Below are 14,681 nucleotides of genomic sequence, written 5' to 3'. Positions count from 1 at the left end.
GATGGCGGATGAGCGATGGCTAGAGTTTCGCGCGCTCGGCCTCACGCCACATGCGCGGGGTCGAGCCGGTATGCTTCAGGATGAAGCGTGAGAAATAGGCAGGATCGGCGAAACCCAGGCGGTCGCTGACCTCCTGAACGGTGCCGAAGGTGAAGACCAGCTCTCGCCTGGCCTCGTCGAGCAGCCGGCCGGTCAGCCGTTGATGGGCTCCCTGCCCGCTCATGGCCTTCACCACGCGATTGAGATGCGTCGGTGAAATCCCGAGTTCGGCAGCATAGAACGACACCGGCCTGTGCGCCCGCAGATGACGGTTGATCAGGGCGTCCAGCTGCTCCATCCGCCGGCTTCCATCATCGGCCGTCCCGCCCTCCCCGCCCTGCGACAGGCGGGCCGTCAATTGCAAGGCTTGGGTGACATAGGCATCGAGCAGATCGTTTCGGCCGTTGCGGTTCCCGGCATATTCCCGACCAAGCCGGAGCAGCGTTTCCCTGACATAGGCGGCGTCCGGGTCGGTCCGGTCGAGCCGCGTCACCCGCGGTTCGCTGAGCCAGCCACCCAGGGGACTTCTCCCGCCGGGCACCGTCTTCAGACGGGATGCGAGGATGGTGATGACGAGCCCGTCCGTATCCCTGGAAAAGCGGAAGCCGTGACTGACGCCGGGAGGCACGGTGATCACGGTATCCGGCTCGATCCTACGCCGCTCGTCGCCAAAGACGGCATCGCCCGAACCCGTCTGAAAGTACAGGATCTGTAAAAAGCGCTCATGCTGGTGGGCGCCAATTTCCCAGTGATGCAGACGGCTGCGCGAGGGAATGCTTTCGCAGTGAAGCCAGAGGCCCGGCACCTGACCGGCCCGTTCGCCATAGAGCTCATAGGTGGGCACATCGCGCGGCATGATCGTTTCTACCATGTTCGATATGTGCAATTTCCGGCCGGGATTGTCCATTGTCGGCCTGTTTTCTCTCGCCCACAATCGGCGCCGAACGTGACACCGGGAGAGGAAGCGTGGGAGGAAACATGCGCACCCAGATCGCCATCATCGGCTCCGGTCCTTCGGGGCTTCTGCTGGGCCAGCTTCTGACGGAAGCGGGAATCGACAACGTCATCATCGACCGCGTCGACCGGGAGTACATCCTCGGGCGCGTTCGTGCCGGGGTGCTGGAGGAAGGCACGGTCGCGCTGATGGACCATGCGAAGGCCAGCCGTCGGCTCCACGCCGAAGGCCTTCCGCATGATGGGTTCTCGCTGGCCTTCGACGGTCGCGATCACCGCATCGACCTTTTTGGTCTGACCGGCGGCAAACGCGTCACGGTCTATGGGCAGACCGAATTGACGCGCGATCTGATGGATCGTCGCGAAGCCGGCGGCGCAACCACGATCTACGACGCGACCGACGTCCAGCCGCACGATTTCGAAACGGCAAAACCCTACATCACCTTTCAGAAGGACGGCACGGCGCATCGTATAGATTGCGACTTCATCGCCGGCTGCGACGGGTTTCACGGCGCAAGCCGCAAGGCGGTGCCGGACAGGGCGATCACCGGCTACGAGCGGGTCTATCCCTTCGGCTGGCTGGGCATTCTCTCGGACGTCGCGCCGGTCAGCCATGAACTGATCTATGCCAATCATCCGCGCGGATTCGCGCTCTGCTCCATGCGCTCGGAAACGCGCAGCCGCTACTATATCCAGTGCGCGCTCGACGAGACCGTGGAGAGCTGGACCGACGACCGCTTCTGGGACGAACTACGCCGGCGCCTCCCCGCCCATCATGCCGAGGCCTTGGAGACGGCGCCCTCGTTCGAAAAATCGATCGCGCCCCTCCGCTCCTTCGTGGCCGAACCCATGCGCTTCGGTCGCCTCTTTCTTGTCGGCGATGCCGCCCATATCGTTCCGCCGACAGGCGCCAAAGGCTTGAACCTTGCCGCGAGTGACGTGAACTATCTGTTTGCCGGCCTGCTGGAGCACTATGCCGAAAGCTCGAACGCCGGCATCGACGCCTATTCGCAGCGCGCGCTCGCCCGCGTCTGGAAGGCCGTACGCTTTTCGTGGTGGATGACGACGATGATGCACCGTTTTCCCGACTCCGGGCCGTTCGACCAGAAGATCCAGGAGGCCGAACTCGACTACCTCACGCATTCGCAAGCAGCTTCGAAAGCGCTCGCCGAGAATTATGTCGGCTTGCCTTACTGAGCTCTGCGGCAGCGCGACGCTCCCGCGATGAAAGCGTTGTCGATGTGCGGGCCTAAGACGAGCGATCAACACGCAGGACCATATCGAGGCTCATGGAAGATCGTGCATCCGTCTTCTGTCGAAGACAGGCGTCGGCACGATCCCTTCCAGATCAATGCCAGGGGCCGCGGACCGCCCAATAGGAGAACTCGACGTCGCGCTCGGTGAGATCCCGGTCGTCATCACGAGACTGTGGACGTTCAGAGGGCTGCGTCGTCGCGGTATGCTGCCGCTGAAGAACCCAGCTGATCCCCGATTTCAAACTGCCGATCAGATCCAACGTCATGGGACACTCCTTCGTTGATCAATCTTCCTGTCAGCAGAGGGCAGGTGCGCTCCTCTGTCGGACCGGGTCCGTCGTTCGACATCGCGAACGCCTTCCGCCTGCTGGACGTGAGGTTCGCCCTCTTCTCGTCTGGACGAGCCCGGCGATCGAAAGCCCAGGATCCCGACCGCAATTATTATCGACTAATTTTCTATACAAAAGGAAGAAATCGCTGATGCGGCAGACCTTTGGAGAATATTCGTTCTCTTAGGAACACCTCGAGAGCGGTCGCTTTCCAGACGAAACAGGCGATCACGGTCGGCAATCGCGGCTGGATTGCCTCATGCGGTCTTCCCTGATGAAAATCTATTCCTGCTGTGTGGAACCCCGGCCGCGACAAGACGAGAAGCGATCAAGGCGTCGGCGCACACAAGGATAGCGGCTTCGTCACGCTTCTCCCGCAGGATGCCGTCGACGGCCTGGAAGGCGATGCTGGCAACGGCGGCTGGATACCAGCAGCCGGTGCCGGGCACGTTTGTCGTCAACATCGGCGAACTGTTGGAGCCTGCCTCGAACGGCGACCTGCGCGCCAATGTTCACCGCGTCACGACGCCTCCGGCAGGCCGGGAGCGTCTGTCGGTTCCGTTCTTTCTCGGCGCCAATCTCGCCGCCAGCATTCCGCTCCTGAAACTGCCGGACTGTATGGCGGCAGATGGGCGCTGTTTGCCGCAACGCTGAGGAATTTCGGCATCGCGACCCGCTTGGTCGACAGCGCCGACCCCGAAGCCTTTGCCTGGGCAACGGATGACCGGACAAGAGCCTACTATGCAGAATCTCTGCCAAATCCGAATCTCAAGGTTTTCCCGATCGCCGAGGTGGCGGAGGTCGGTCGCCCCCCGACAGACATCGGCTTTCCAGCCGAATGCTTCACATTCGATCCGATCCATCACATGCCAGGACGAGACGCCCAGCTTGCGAGCCGTTCGCGACGGCGCGGGCGCGGGCGCTGGCGTGACCGCAGGAGTTACAGACTTGTGTGAAACCCCACCCTCGGCATTGCCATGCTCTTCCGGATGATAAGACGGCTTGGAATGACCCTGCGGGCGGGCGCAGGCTCTCCGGTCTTTTCGATGGCGTCCAGGAGCATGGCGACGGCAGCCTTGCCCATTTCTTCCACCGGCTGCTCGATCGTCGACAAAGGCGGGAAGCAGAAGGCGCAGACGGGGGAACCGTCGAACGAAACGATAGAAATATCCTCCGGAACACCGAAACCCATCTCACCGATCCGGCTCATGAAGGATATCGCCATGTCGTCGCTCGTCGCGATGACGGCGGTCGGCTTGTAGCCAAGCCTCACAAACTCTTCGGCCGCCCTGAGGCCGATCTCGAAGCTCTGTTGATAGTCGAGTTTGCCGCCTGACCGGACCACCGCCGTTTCCGGGAGCCCCGCCGCCTGAAAGGCCTCCAGCACGCCGCCGAAGCGCTCGATATCGTGATAATTGCCTTCCGGTCCGGCCAGATAGAAGAACCGGCGGTGGCCGAGACGAATGAGTTCGGCCGTTGCCGCGCGAACGGCTTCGCGATCGTTGGTAACGACGCTCGGCACGCCGGACGCGCTCATATCCAGCAGCATCGAGACGATCGGCAGACCGGCATGGGCAAGCGAGCGCCCGTCCACCTCCGGCAGCTTCGACGCCAGGATGATCGTGCCGCGCGCCGTGCCGCCGAAGGCGAGGTTGAGGATATGCCGTTCCGACGCCTCGTCGCGGGCGAGGTTGGCGATCATCAGGGTGTAACCGCTCTCGAGCAGCGAGACATTGATGGCCTGCAGCACCTGGGGAACGATCTGGGAGGCGCCGTGATAGAGCGATCCAGGCAGGACGATCATGATCACGTTGGACTTGCCGACCCTCAGGCCCCGGGCCATGGCGTTCGGCGTGTATCCGAGCTGCTTTGCCGCATCGTCGATCTTGGCGCGCGTCTTCTCGTTGACCCGGCCGGGGTTGGCAAGCGCGCGGCTGACCGTGGAAATGGCGACGCCCGCCAGTTTCGCCACATCGGCCATCAGCGGCCCGGATGGCTCCATGTCGAGCATCTCCTTCGTCTTCTTCACCACCGTCTTCCTTGCAGCCTGCCTTGATCCGAAACTCTAAGCCAACAGACCGGCAATGACAAACGTTTGCCAAAAACGGCTTGCATAAAAAACAAGCCTGTCTATTATATGGTCATGGCAAACGATTGCCATAGACTTATCTGTTGAAATCGCATGGCTTTCAGAATGCGAAAGCAAGATTTTCGCACGCTGCGCGCCGTGTCTCTCGGGAATGGCTACCCATGACGACTGGTGACAGGCTCCGCTTCGGCGTCGATCTCGTAACGTTCTTCCATCCCGGTTTCTGGGCGGTCGAGACCTATGATGCGATCATCGACTACGCCCGCGCCGAACCCCGCGCATTCTGGGACAAGATCCTCGACAGCGTTCAGGCATCCGGTGTCACCGGCGTCGAACTGACCTTCTCCCCGTTCAACTGGCAGGATGCCGTCAGGACCTACGGCTCCGTCGAAGCTTTCGCCGCCGAACTGTCGCGCCGCGGGTTGACGCTCTGCAGCGGCTTCTTTGCCGAACTCGAAGCCGCCGGCGACTTCACAAACGCAGAGGCCCAGGCGGCGATCATCGCCAAGGCCGAGAAATATGCCGATTTCCTCCGGGCCTGCGGCAGCGACATCCTGGTGATCGGCGCGCCGCTTCGTCAGACACTCGGCGCCCAGCCGGTCGCGTTTCACGACTTCGATCGCGCCAAGGTCATCGCCGATTTCCTAAACCGGCTCGGGGCGCTGCTTCATGCGCGCGGCGTTCGCCTCGCCGTGCATACCGAGGCGCATTCGATCTTCGCCGCAGCGCGCGATGTCGATCTGATGATGCTTCTGACCGATCCGGCCTATGTTCACATGTGCCCGGACACCGCGCATATCGTCGTTGCCGGATCGGATCCGGTTCAGCTCGTCGATCGCCACCATGAACGCGTGATCATCGCTCATTGGAAGGATGCGATCGGCCCGATGCCGGCGGACACGCCGATCGACGAACAGATCCATGAGCGCCATCACCCTTACTTCTGCGGCCTCGGGCTCGGCAGGGTCGATTGGCCGGCCTGGGTCAGACTGCTTCGGGATCGCCGCATCGAGGGCTGGGCGATCCTCGAACTCGATGCCGCGCCGGACCCGGTGCGCGACATTGCCAACGGGCTGACGCTCGTCCGGCAGGCACTCCTACCGATCTATCGCTGACCGATCACTCCCAAGTCGATGAACGCCCCGCCAAGAGGGCCTTTTTCAAGAGGTGGAACGATGAAAACCATGATCAAGCTTTTCCTGGCCGGCGTCGCATTCGCCGGTGTCCTGACCCCGGCCCAGGCCGAGGACAAACCGACGATCGAAATCCTGTCGTCGTGGACGTCGGGCGGCGAAGCCGCAGCGCTCGACGTCTTCAAGACGGAATTCGAAAAGCGCGGCGGCGTCTGGAAAGATTCCTCGATCGCCGGCTTCGGTGCGGCGGATGCCGCCTTCCAGAACCGTATCGTTGCCGGCGATCCGCCGGGCGCCAAGCAGGGCATCATCGGCCTTGCCGCCGCCGATTTCGTGGGCCAGGGCCTGTTCAACGCCGTCGATGACATCGCCAAGGCCGGAAAATGGGCCGATGTGCTGCCCAAATCGATCCTCGACCTCAGCTCCTTCGGTGGCGAGACCTATCTCGCGCCGACCGGCGCCCATGGCGAAAGCTGGGTGTTCTACTCCAAGGACGCCTTCGCGAAAGCGGGCATCGCGGACGAGCCGAAGAGCTGGAAAGAATTCTTCGCCGATCTCGACAAGCTCAAGGCTGCCGGGCTCGTGCCCGTTGCCTGGGGCGGCCAGCCCTGGCAGCAGTCCAAGGTCTTCAACATGATCCTCCTGTCGCAGGTCGGAATCGACGGCTTCCTGAAGATCTACGTCGACAAGGACAAGAGCGAAGCCTCGATAGCCGGCGTCAGGAAGACGCTCGACATCCTGCGCAAGCTGAACGGATATGTGGACGAGGCCGCCGCCGGCCGCAACTGGAACGATGCGACCGCGATGCTGATCACCGCCAAGGCCGGCGTTCAGTTCATGGGCGACTGGGCCAAGGGTGAATTCACCGTCGCCGGCAAGGTAGCGGGCAAGGATTACGGCTGCATGATCGTTCCGGAGTCGCCGGGCATGGTCTACATCGCCGACTCCTTCTATTTCCCGAAGACCGGCACCGCCGCCACCGACAAGGGGCAGAAGCTCCTGGCCGAGATCGTGATGGACCCGGCGGTTCAGGTCGCGTTTTCGCAGAAGAAGGGCTCGATCCCCGTTCGTCTGGATATCGACAAGACCAAGCTCGATGCCTGTGCGCTCAAGGGTGCGGCGTTGATGAGCGCCGGTGCGATCGTTCCGGACCAGGCCATCGTGCTGACACCGCAGCAGGTCGGCGCGCTCGACGACTTCGTCGATGAGTTCTGGAACAACGGCTCCGAGGATGCGACGGCTGCGGCTGAAAAATTCTTCGACGTCTTCGAATAAGTCGATGCAGGCGGCGCCGGACCCGCACCGGCGCCGCATCACGCCTCTTTGCGGGGCGACCCCGGCCGCCCATCCGTCAACGAACCGGCGATGTCCATGAAACGCAAGACCAATCTCGCAGCGACCGTCGCGCTCCTGCCCACCTGGCTCGTGGCCGTCGTGGTGTTCATCGGCACCATGGGCTGGTCGATCCATCTGTCGTTCACGAATTCCACGATCTTCCCATCATCGACCTATGTCGGTCTCGCGCAATATCAAAAGCTGTTCTCCTCGGCCAAGTGGCTGGCCTCGCTGCAAAATGTCGTCACCTTCGGCATCCTCTATGTCGGCGGCTGTCTCCTTCTCGGGTTTTTGCTCGCCACGGCGCTTGATCGCAAGATCCGTTTCGAAAGCGTCTTCCGGACGATCTTCCTCTATCCCTATGCCATGTCCTTCGTCGTGACCGGCCTCATCTGGCAATGGATGCTCAATCCGATGCTCGGCATTCAGGCGAGTGTGCGGTCCCTCGGCTGGGATAGCTTCGTGCTCGACTGGGTGGTCAACCGCGACATGGCGATTTACGCTCTCGTGCTGGCCGGGGTCTGGCAAGGTGCAGGGCTCGTCATGGTCATCGTGCTTTCCGGCATGCGGGGCATCGAGGCCGAGCAATGGAAGGCGGCCAGGATCGACGGCATCCCCGTCTGGCGCATCTATCTCTCGATCATCCTGCCGCAACTCGGCCCGGCCCTCGCCGCAGCCGGCCTGCTCCTTGCCATGGGGGTCATCAAGACCTACGATATCGTCGTTGCCATGACCAATGGCGGCCCCGGCAATGCCACGGAGGTGCCGGCCAAATTCATCATGGACAATCTCTTCGGGCGCCAGAATCTCGGCCTTGCCACCGCCGGCGCCACCGTCCTCGTGCTCGGCGTCCTCATGATCGTCGCGCCGTTCCGCTACGCCATGCATATGCGCGGAAAAAAGAGAGGTGCCCGCTGATGGCCCGCCTCCACCCCAACGGCCCGAGACCGACACAGATCACGGCCGGCCGGATCGGTCTCTATCTCTTCCTGATCGTGGCGGTGCTGTTCTTCACTCTGCCGCTCTACACGATGGTCGTCACGTCACTGAAAACGATGGACGAAATCCGTCTCGGTCAGATCTTCTCCCTGCCGTCGAAACTGGATGTCTCGGCCTGGATCACCGCCTGGTCCGGCGCCTGCATGGGCACGGTCTGCGTCGGAATCCGCAGCGGCTTCTGGAATTCGCTGGCGATCACCCTTCCGTCCGTCGCGCTCTCCGTCTTCATCGGCGCCGTCAACGGCTATGCTTTGTCGCTCTGGCGGCCGCGCGGGGCGAGCGTGCTTTTCGGCCTGCTTCTGGCGGGTGGCCTGATTCCGTACCAGATCTTCCTCTATCCGATGGTTCGCGCCATGGCGACTGTCGGCCTCTACAACTCGCTTGCCGGCATCATCCTCGTCCATGTGATCTTCGGCCTGCCCTTGGTGACGCTGCTCTTCCGCAACTATTTCGTCAGCGTGCCGGAAGAGCTGTGCAAGGCGGCGCGCGTCGATGGCGCCGGATTCTGGCGTATCTTCTTCGAGATCATGCTGCCGATCGCCGTGCCGATGGTCGTCGTCGTTTCCATGCTGCAGTTCACCGGTATCTGGAACGACTTCCTTCTCGGGCTGGTCTTTGCGGGACGCGACAACCTGCCGATGACGGTTCAGCTGAACAACATCGTCAACACCACCATGGGCGAGCGCACCTACAACGTGAACATGGCGGCGACGATCCTGACCGCGCTCGTTCCGCTCGCCATCTATTTCCTGTCCGGTCGCTGGTTCGTCCGCGGCATCGCCGCAGGCGCAGTCAAGGGGTAGTGCCGCCATGCAGTCCGCTGTTTCCATCAAGAACCTGAAGATCGCCTATGGCGACCAGACCGTCATCGAAGAGATGTCGATCGACATTGCGCCGAAGGAGTTCCTGGTCCTCCTCGGCCCCTCGGGCTGCGGCAAGTCCACGCTGCTGAATGCCATTGCCGGGCTGCAGGACATCACCGCCGGCGAGATCTGGATATCCGGAAAGAACGTGACCTGGGAAGAGCCCAAGGATCGCGGCATCGGCATGGTCTTCCAGTCCTATGCGCTCTATCCCCGCATGTCGGTGCGCAAGAACCTCTCCTTCGGGCTCCGCGTCGCCGGTCTGCCAAAAGCCGAGATCGAAGCCCGGGTTTCGCGCACCGCGGCTCTCCTCCATCTCGACACGCTGCTCGACCGTCGCCCGGCCGAACTGTCCGGCGGCCAGCGCCAGCGCGTCGCCATCGGCCGGGCGCTCGTGCGCGAGGTCGACGTCTTCCTCTTCGACGAGCCGCTGTCCAATCTCGACGCGAAGCTGCGCAACGAACTGCGCGTCGAGATCAAGAAGCTGCACCAGAGCCTCGGCAATACGATGATCTACGTCACCCACGACCAGGTGGAAGCCCTGACGCTCGCCGACCGCATCGCCATCCTGCGCGACGGCGTGATCCAGCAGCTCGCATCGCCGGCGGAAATCTATCAGCGCCCGGCAAACCTGTTCGTCGCGGGCTTCATCGGCGCGCCGATGATGAATTTCATCGAGGGCCATATCGAGACAGGCGATGGCGCACCGGTCTTCGAGAGCCATGGGCTGCGCGTCGATCTCTCCGGCTATGGCTTCAGGACGCCTCCGGCATCCGGACCCGCGACCCTCGGCTTCCGGCCGGACCATCTGATGCTGGACGGCGCCGCAAGCGGGATGCCCACCCTTCCCGGACGCATCTCCGTCGTCGAACCGATGGGGTCGGAAGCCGTACTCTGGTTCGACTGGGCCGGACATAGCCTCTCCCTGCGGCTGATGGGGGATGTGACGCTTCGACCGGGGGACGGGCTTTCGCCGGGGCTCGACATCGCCAAGGCTTCGCTTTTCGGCACGGACGGATCGCGCCTGTAACGCCGATCGCATTTCAATTCCTGCAATGGTTGGGAGGTTTTTTCTCCGACATTGCGCCACGACAGGACGAGGACCGAGATGACGGACTTGACGTATGATGCGCTGGTGATCGGCTCAGGCGCGGCGGGCTCGTTTGCCGTGAAGGAATTGACGGCGCAGGGGTTGACGGTGCTCCTTCTCGAAGCCGGTCCCAATGTCGGCCCGAAGGACTTCGATCCTGCCTGCAAGAAGGCACCGGCGAGCAGCATCAATATCTGGGAACGGGCCCGCGCGACATTGAAAGGCCAGCCGGTCCAGGCCCGCGCCGCCTTCTTCACGGAGCGCTTCAGCCATTTCTTCGTCAGCGACCGCAAGAACCCCTATACGACCCCGAAGAACGAGCCTTTCCTCTGGATTCGCGGCCGTCAGAGCGGCGGCCGGCTGCACAGTTTCGGACGCGTGCTGCTGCGCTGGACGGACGAGGATTTCAAGATCCGTTCGAAAACCGGCAAGGGCGTCGATTGGCCGATCTCCTACGAGGAGATCCGTCCGTATTACGACGAGGTCGAAACCTATCTTGGGCTTTACGGCAACACGGACGACGTGCCCACCTTGCCGGATGGCGTCTATGCCAGGCCGGCCAGCCTCTCGCCGGCGGAAGAGACGTTCAAGCATGCGGTCGAAAGCCGCTGGCCGGACAGGCGCGTTGTGTCTTGGCGGTACATCGCGCCCGATGCCGAGCGGGTCCCGAAACCCCTCCGGGAGGCGCTTACGAGCGGCAATCTGACGGTGCAGTACGACGCCGTCGTCCGCCGCATCACAACCGACGAGACGACCGGCCGTGCCTCCGGTGCCGAATTCATCGACCGCAGCACAGGCGCGCTGTCGAGTGTGCGCGCCGCGATCGTGGTTCTCGCGGCGTCGCCGATCGAAAGCGTCCGGCTCCTCCTGAATTCCGCCTCGGTGCGGCATCCGGAGGGGCTTGGCAACAGCTCGGGCGTCCTCGGACGCTATTTCATGGACCAGCTGCCCTGCCTCGCCTTCGGCTCCTTCTCTCGGGCAAAAGGTTGGGCAGCGGATCAATCCGCGCCGACCGATCCGTTTTACAACCCGTCCGGCGGCATCTTCATCCCCCGCTTCGGGGAGGCCGATCCGGCGCGCGGCGACTTCGACTATCAGGGCAGTGTCGGGCGTGCGCCGGTTTCGGAAAAGGACGCTGCCCGCCTCTCCTTTTTCGGCTTCGGCCGCATGCTACCTTATGCCGACAACCGGATCACTCTGGATAGGCGGCGCAAGGATGCCTGGAATATCCCCGTCCCGCATATCCGCTGCGTCATGCAGGCGGAAGAACATGCTCTGCTGAAAAAGCAGGAACAGGTGCTGACTTCCATGATCGAGGCGGTCGGCGGAGACCTGGAGTTCATCGGCTCGCCCACGGGCCTGAAAGAAATGGGCAAGGGCGCCTTTCCCGAGGCGAGCGCATTCAGCCGCTTCATGTTCCGAACATGGTTCAAGAAAACCATGTGCATGGGGGCGGCCATTCACGAGACGGGCGGCGCCCGCATGGGCGAAACGCCGGAGGCATCGGTGCTCAACCCCTACAACCAGCTCTGGGATGCGCCAAACCTGATCGTCATCGACGCAAGCGCCTTCCCCGGCAGCGGCATCGCCGGCACAACCCTCACCGTCATGAGCCTCACACTCCGCGCCTGCAGGAACCTGGTCGAGCAGTATCGGCGGGGAAGCTTTTCAGCACGTTGACGTTCGTCAAATGAAAGTCGGCGTGTCGACATCATGGTCGTCGATCGGTACGATCGGGCTTCCTGCCTGTGCACGATCCGTTTCAGCGACGTGACCGGCGCGGGAACATGGGGATTGCCCACGCCGATAGTCATGTTGATCGATCGGAATGGTATCGTGACATTTGCCGATGTCAGTCGGACTGGCTTGTGCGGATCGAGCCGGGCGCTATCATTGATCCCGCGCGCGATATCGACTCCGCGCCGTGCCTGACCGTCCAGACCAGAACCGGAATTCCTGCCTTGACCGACCATCATCACCATGACGATCACGCGCACGACCATTCGCATCCGCACGAGGAGCGCTGGAAGCATGATGGCATCCGCGTCATCAAGGGCGACCAGCTCGATTCCAACACGGTCCAGACGCCTGGCATGTTTCGGCAGGCGGCGATCAATCATGCCCGCGTCGGCGCGCAGAAAATCTGGGCCGGAACCGTGGCGATCGAGCCCAACGCCAAGACCGGCGTGCATCATCACGGCGCACTCGAAAGCGTGATCTTCGTCATCCGCGGCAAGGCGCGCATGCGCTGGGGCGAGCGGCTGGAATTCGTCGCGGAAGCCGGTCCGGGCGATTTCATCTTCGTGCCGCCCTATGTGCCGCACCAGGAAATCAACGCGGATCCCGACAATATCCTCGAATGCGTCCTCGTCCGCTCCGACAACGAGGCCGTCGTCGTCAATATCACGGATGTCGATCCTGTCGAGGATCCCCAGGAGGTCTACTGGGTCGATCCCATACACGGCCATCCCGACGGTCGGAAATAGGCAGTCTTCCTCGGTTCTGGAAACGGCTTGTGGGCGCGATGTTTCGTCCGAAGCCGATCCCAAGCGATCCGTCGGAAAAGGCTTGCTCCAGCGTTCCGCTCTTGCTTGCCGGTCGGCCAGAGATCCTGCGGGTCTGCGGACGATCGCGCCCATCGCAACCAGTGTCTGCCCCGTCTTCCCGATCTTTTCGGAGCGGTTCAGGCGGTCCCGATGCGGCGCGTTGGACGACTATTGGAGAGGGCTATAAACGGTCGCTCGACGAGGTAGTAGAACGCCGTCGCGACGGCGATGCAGAGGGACACGACCACGAGGAGGCCCAGAGCCTCGGTGTGTGGCGAGCGGCCGACGAGCGCATACCACAGACGAAAGCCGATGCCCGAGACCGGATTGTGGGTCAGGTAAAGCGAATAGGAAATCAGGCCCAGGAACTGTAGCGGCCAGATGCTCGAGAAGCTGCCGAGCTTGCCGGCCATGGCCATCGCGACGAGACCGAGAGCTGTGAGCACGCAGGCGACACCGAAGAGATTGCCGTTGATGACGGAGGCCACCAGGATCACGCCGGCATAGCCGGCAAACCAAAGGCGGACGCCCTGCCGCTGCCAGGAGAGATAGGCTCCGACACCTAGCAGGAACGCATAGAAGAGATTGACGAACAGGCCGGGAACGTCCGGGCCGATGCCGACAGGCCACAAAAGGCTGAGCACGAAGGCCGCGATGAGGACATCCGGAGACCGTGTCGCCAGGAGCAGGGCAAAGACGATATAGAACTGGATTTCATAGGCCAGCGTCCAGAAGGCAGCGTTTACAAGGGGGTAGCCGAGGATATCCTGCGCATAGACCATGTGCGCGAGGAGCTGGTCGATCGTGTGGAGATCGGCCGTCAAGTTCGGGAGAAAGGCCGCCGCGAACCAGGACAGAGCCGCTGTGCCGATCAGAACGGCCCAGTAAGGCGGATCGAGCCGGATCGATCTCTTCAGCATGAACTGTCCAAGCCCGGCCGCGGACATGTCGATGTTCCGGAGAGAATGGGTGATCACGAAACCGCTGATGACGAAGAACACGGGAACGCCCAGTTCCCCGAAGTTCAGGATCTTGAGGACGATGTCGGGAAGCCTGTCGATATGCCCGCCGGCACCGGCGTGGAAGAAAACGACCGCGAGCGAGGCCAGCCCGCGCAGACCGTCGATGAACGAAAAACGGACTTTCGGTGAAGGCTCCACCACGCAGCTTCCGTCCTGTTTCCCGACAACCGGTCTCGATCCTATCTCGGTCAAACGTGCCGGGCACGTGCCGGCAGATGGATTGAGGCCGACCTTATAGCGCCAATGATGACGCAATCAGGTCGGCCCAAGCTATCGGTCGTCCGTACTGTCGTCTCACATCACCGTGCGCGGGGCGTCGCGGGGGAAGAGATCGTTGAGCTTGTAGGCGACCTCCGTGCGATTGGTCGCCTTGAGCTTCTTCATGATGTTGCGGATGTGAACCTTCACGGTGCTTTCCCGCAGATTGAGCTCATAGGCGATGATCTTGTTCGCCTTGCCCTTCCGAAGGGCCTGCACGACCTCGGCCTGACGAAGCGTAAACATTTCGGAGACCCGCGGCGCCTCCTGCGCGTCGGAGTCGATGAGGTGGCGGATGGAGATCACGCTGCTCGCCGGCACGAAGATACCTCCGGCAATCGCGAGTTCGATCGCGACAATGCACACGTCGATCCCGACCGAGGTCGGAATATAGCCGCTTGCGCCGTATTCGAGCGCCTTGAGGATCTGCGTCAGATCATCGGAATCGGCGAGGACGACGACGGGAACCGACTTGAACTCGCCGGTCAGCCGCGAAATCTCGTTCATCGTCGCCACGTCGCTCATCTTGCGACCGCCGACATTCAGCAGGATGGCGCTGACCGGGGGATGAAGATCCTTCACCTTGCGCCACTGGTCCACCGTCGCGACCGCGCAGAAATCGGAACCGAGACCATTGCTGATCAAGGCTCTCGCCAGGCATTCGCGATCGAGCGCCCGGCTGTCGATAATCAACAGGCAGGAATCTTTCGACTGCGACTTTCTCAGGCCATCGGCCCGCATGCTGGAACGGGCAGAGGCATCGCTTTT

Annotated in this window: 13 protein-coding genes and 2 pseudogenes; 10 read left to right on the top strand and 5 right to left on the bottom strand. The window is 62.4% G+C overall.

Features of this window, described 5'->3' with window-relative positions:
• Positions 1–19: 19 nt before the first annotated feature.
• The gene (locus tag ASG39_RS20680; RefSeq protein ID WP_062597054.1) at positions 20–895 is read right to left on the bottom strand and encodes a helix-turn-helix domain-containing protein; all 876 of its coding nucleotides are present in this window, start codon (positions 893–895) and stop codon (positions 20–22) included.
• 122 nt (positions 896–1,017) lie between these two features.
• On the opposite strand from ASG39_RS20680, the gene pobA reads away from it, so the two are divergent.
• Positions 1,018–2,190: a 4-hydroxybenzoate 3-monooxygenase gene (pobA, locus tag ASG39_RS20675; RefSeq protein WP_062596842.1), complete on the top strand. Its 1,173-nt coding sequence runs from the start codon at positions 1,018–1,020 to the stop codon at positions 2,188–2,190.
• 151 nt (positions 2,191–2,341) lie between these two features.
• On the opposite strand, the gene ASG39_RS24005 is transcribed toward pobA, so the two are convergent.
• Positions 2,342–2,515 (bottom strand): hypothetical protein, encoded by a 174-nt coding sequence (locus tag ASG39_RS24005; protein ID WP_156468225.1) that lies wholly within the window; start codon positions 2,513–2,515, stop codon positions 2,342–2,344.
• 365 nt (positions 2,516–2,880) lie between these two features.
• Here ASG39_RS24005 and ASG39_RS24605 point away from each other — a divergent pair.
• Together ASG39_RS24605 and ASG39_RS24600 are read left to right on the top strand one after the other, a co-directional pair.
• Positions 2,881–3,202: pseudogene (locus ASG39_RS24605) on the top strand (2OG-Fe(II) oxygenase family protein); the annotation flags it as partial.
• Positions 3,193–3,390, top strand: a pseudogene (locus ASG39_RS24600) (PLP-dependent transferase); the annotation flags it as partial. The pseudogenes ASG39_RS24605 and ASG39_RS24600, both read left to right, overlap by 10 nt.
• A gap of 128 nt (positions 3,391–3,518) precedes the next feature.
• Here the strand turns inward: ASG39_RS24600 and ASG39_RS20665 are convergent.
• Positions 3,519–4,607, bottom strand: coding sequence for a LacI family DNA-binding transcriptional regulator (locus ASG39_RS20665; RefSeq protein WP_062596840.1), 1,089 nt, complete (start codon positions 4,605–4,607; stop codon positions 3,519–3,521).
• A gap of 221 nt (positions 4,608–4,828) precedes the next feature.
• Here ASG39_RS20665 and ASG39_RS20660 point away from each other — a divergent pair, with 221 nt between their 5' ends.
• The 7 genes from ASG39_RS20660 (at position 4,829) to ASG39_RS20630 (ending at position 12,573) form a co-directional block, all read left to right on the top strand.
• The gene (locus ASG39_RS20660) at positions 4,829–5,782 is read left to right on the top strand and encodes a sugar phosphate isomerase/epimerase (RefSeq protein WP_062596839.1); all 954 of its coding nucleotides are present in this window, start codon (positions 4,829–4,831) and stop codon (positions 5,780–5,782) included.
• A gap of 60 nt (positions 5,783–5,842) precedes the next feature.
• Entirely contained in the window at positions 5,843–7,075 is a 1,233-nt protein-coding gene (locus tag ASG39_RS20655) for an ABC transporter substrate-binding protein (protein ID WP_062596838.1), read from the top strand.
• A gap of 90 nt (positions 7,076–7,165) precedes the next feature.
• Positions 7,166–8,053 carry a sugar ABC transporter permease gene (locus ASG39_RS20650; protein WP_062596837.1) on the top strand — a complete coding sequence of 296 codons (888 nt, stop codon included), beginning with the start codon at positions 7,166–7,168 and terminating at the stop codon, positions 8,051–8,053.
• Positions 8,053–8,937 (top strand): carbohydrate ABC transporter permease, encoded by an 885-nt coding sequence (locus ASG39_RS20645; RefSeq protein WP_062596836.1) that lies wholly within the window; start codon positions 8,053–8,055, stop codon positions 8,935–8,937. The genes ASG39_RS20650 and ASG39_RS20645 overlap by 1 nt, the downstream gene beginning before the upstream one ends.
• A gap of 7 nt (positions 8,938–8,944) precedes the next feature.
• Positions 8,945–10,027, top strand: coding sequence for an ATP-binding cassette domain-containing protein (locus tag ASG39_RS20640; RefSeq protein ID WP_062596835.1), 1,083 nt, complete (start codon positions 8,945–8,947; stop codon positions 10,025–10,027).
• 78 nt (positions 10,028–10,105) lie between these two features.
• Positions 10,106–11,767: a GMC family oxidoreductase gene (locus ASG39_RS20635; protein WP_062596834.1), complete on the top strand. Its 1,662-nt coding sequence runs from the start codon at positions 10,106–10,108 to the stop codon at positions 11,765–11,767.
• 281 nt (positions 11,768–12,048) lie between these two features.
• Positions 12,049–12,573: a cupin domain-containing protein gene (locus ASG39_RS20630; RefSeq protein WP_062597053.1), complete on the top strand. Its 525-nt coding sequence runs from the start codon at positions 12,049–12,051 to the stop codon at positions 12,571–12,573.
• 197 nt (positions 12,574–12,770) lie between these two features.
• Here the strand turns inward: ASG39_RS20630 and ASG39_RS20625 are convergent, their stop codons facing one another.
• Positions 12,771–13,796 carry an acyltransferase gene (locus ASG39_RS20625; protein WP_162242465.1) on the bottom strand — a complete coding sequence of 342 codons (1,026 nt, stop codon included), beginning with the start codon at positions 13,794–13,796 and terminating at the stop codon, positions 12,771–12,773.
• A 153-nt stretch (positions 13,797–13,949) separates the two neighbouring features.
• The gene (locus tag ASG39_RS20620) at positions 13,950–14,654 is read right to left on the bottom strand and encodes a response regulator transcription factor (RefSeq protein WP_244481296.1); all 705 of its coding nucleotides are present in this window, start codon (positions 14,652–14,654) and stop codon (positions 13,950–13,952) included.
• Positions 14,655–14,681 lie beyond the last annotated feature (27 nt).

The sequence above is a fragment of the Rhizobium sp. Leaf371 genome (genome assembly GCF_001424045.1).
Taxonomy (GTDB): Bacteria; Pseudomonadota; Alphaproteobacteria; order Rhizobiales; family Rhizobiaceae; genus Ferranicluibacter.
This window is presented reverse-complemented; position numbering and strand designations above follow the sequence as displayed.

Bases quoted from the DNA above. Each gene is read 5' to 3' on its own strand.
- ASG39_RS20640 (WP_062596835.1), top strand. From the start codon at position 8,945: ATGCAGTCCGCTGTTTCCATCAAGAACCTGAAGATCGCCTATGGCGAC.
- ASG39_RS20645 (WP_062596836.1), top strand. From the start codon at position 8,053: ATGGCCCGCCTCCACCCCAACGGCCCGAGACCGACACAGATCACGGCC.
- ASG39_RS20660 (WP_062596839.1), top strand. From the start codon at position 4,829: ATGACGACTGGTGACAGGCTCCGCTTCGGCGTCGATCTCGTAACGTTC.
- ASG39_RS20620 (WP_244481296.1), bottom strand. From the start codon at position 14,654: ATGCGGGCCGATGGCCTGAGAAAGTCGCAGTCGAAAGATTCCTGCCTG.
- ASG39_RS20650 (WP_062596837.1), top strand. From the start codon at position 7,166: ATGTCCATGAAACGCAAGACCAATCTCGCAGCGACCGTCGCGCTCCTG.
- pobA (WP_062596842.1), top strand. From the start codon at position 1,018: ATGCGCACCCAGATCGCCATCATCGGCTCCGGTCCTTCGGGGCTTCTG.
- ASG39_RS20635 (WP_062596834.1), top strand. From the start codon at position 10,106: ATGACGGACTTGACGTATGATGCGCTGGTGATCGGCTCAGGCGCGGCG.
- ASG39_RS24005 (WP_156468225.1), bottom strand. From the start codon at position 2,515: ATGACGTTGGATCTGATCGGCAGTTTGAAATCGGGGATCAGCTGGGTT.
- ASG39_RS20655 (WP_062596838.1), top strand. From the start codon at position 5,843: ATGAAAACCATGATCAAGCTTTTCCTGGCCGGCGTCGCATTCGCCGGT.
- ASG39_RS20680 (WP_062597054.1), bottom strand. From the start codon at position 895: ATGCCGCGCGATGTGCCCACCTATGAGCTCTATGGCGAACGGGCCGGT.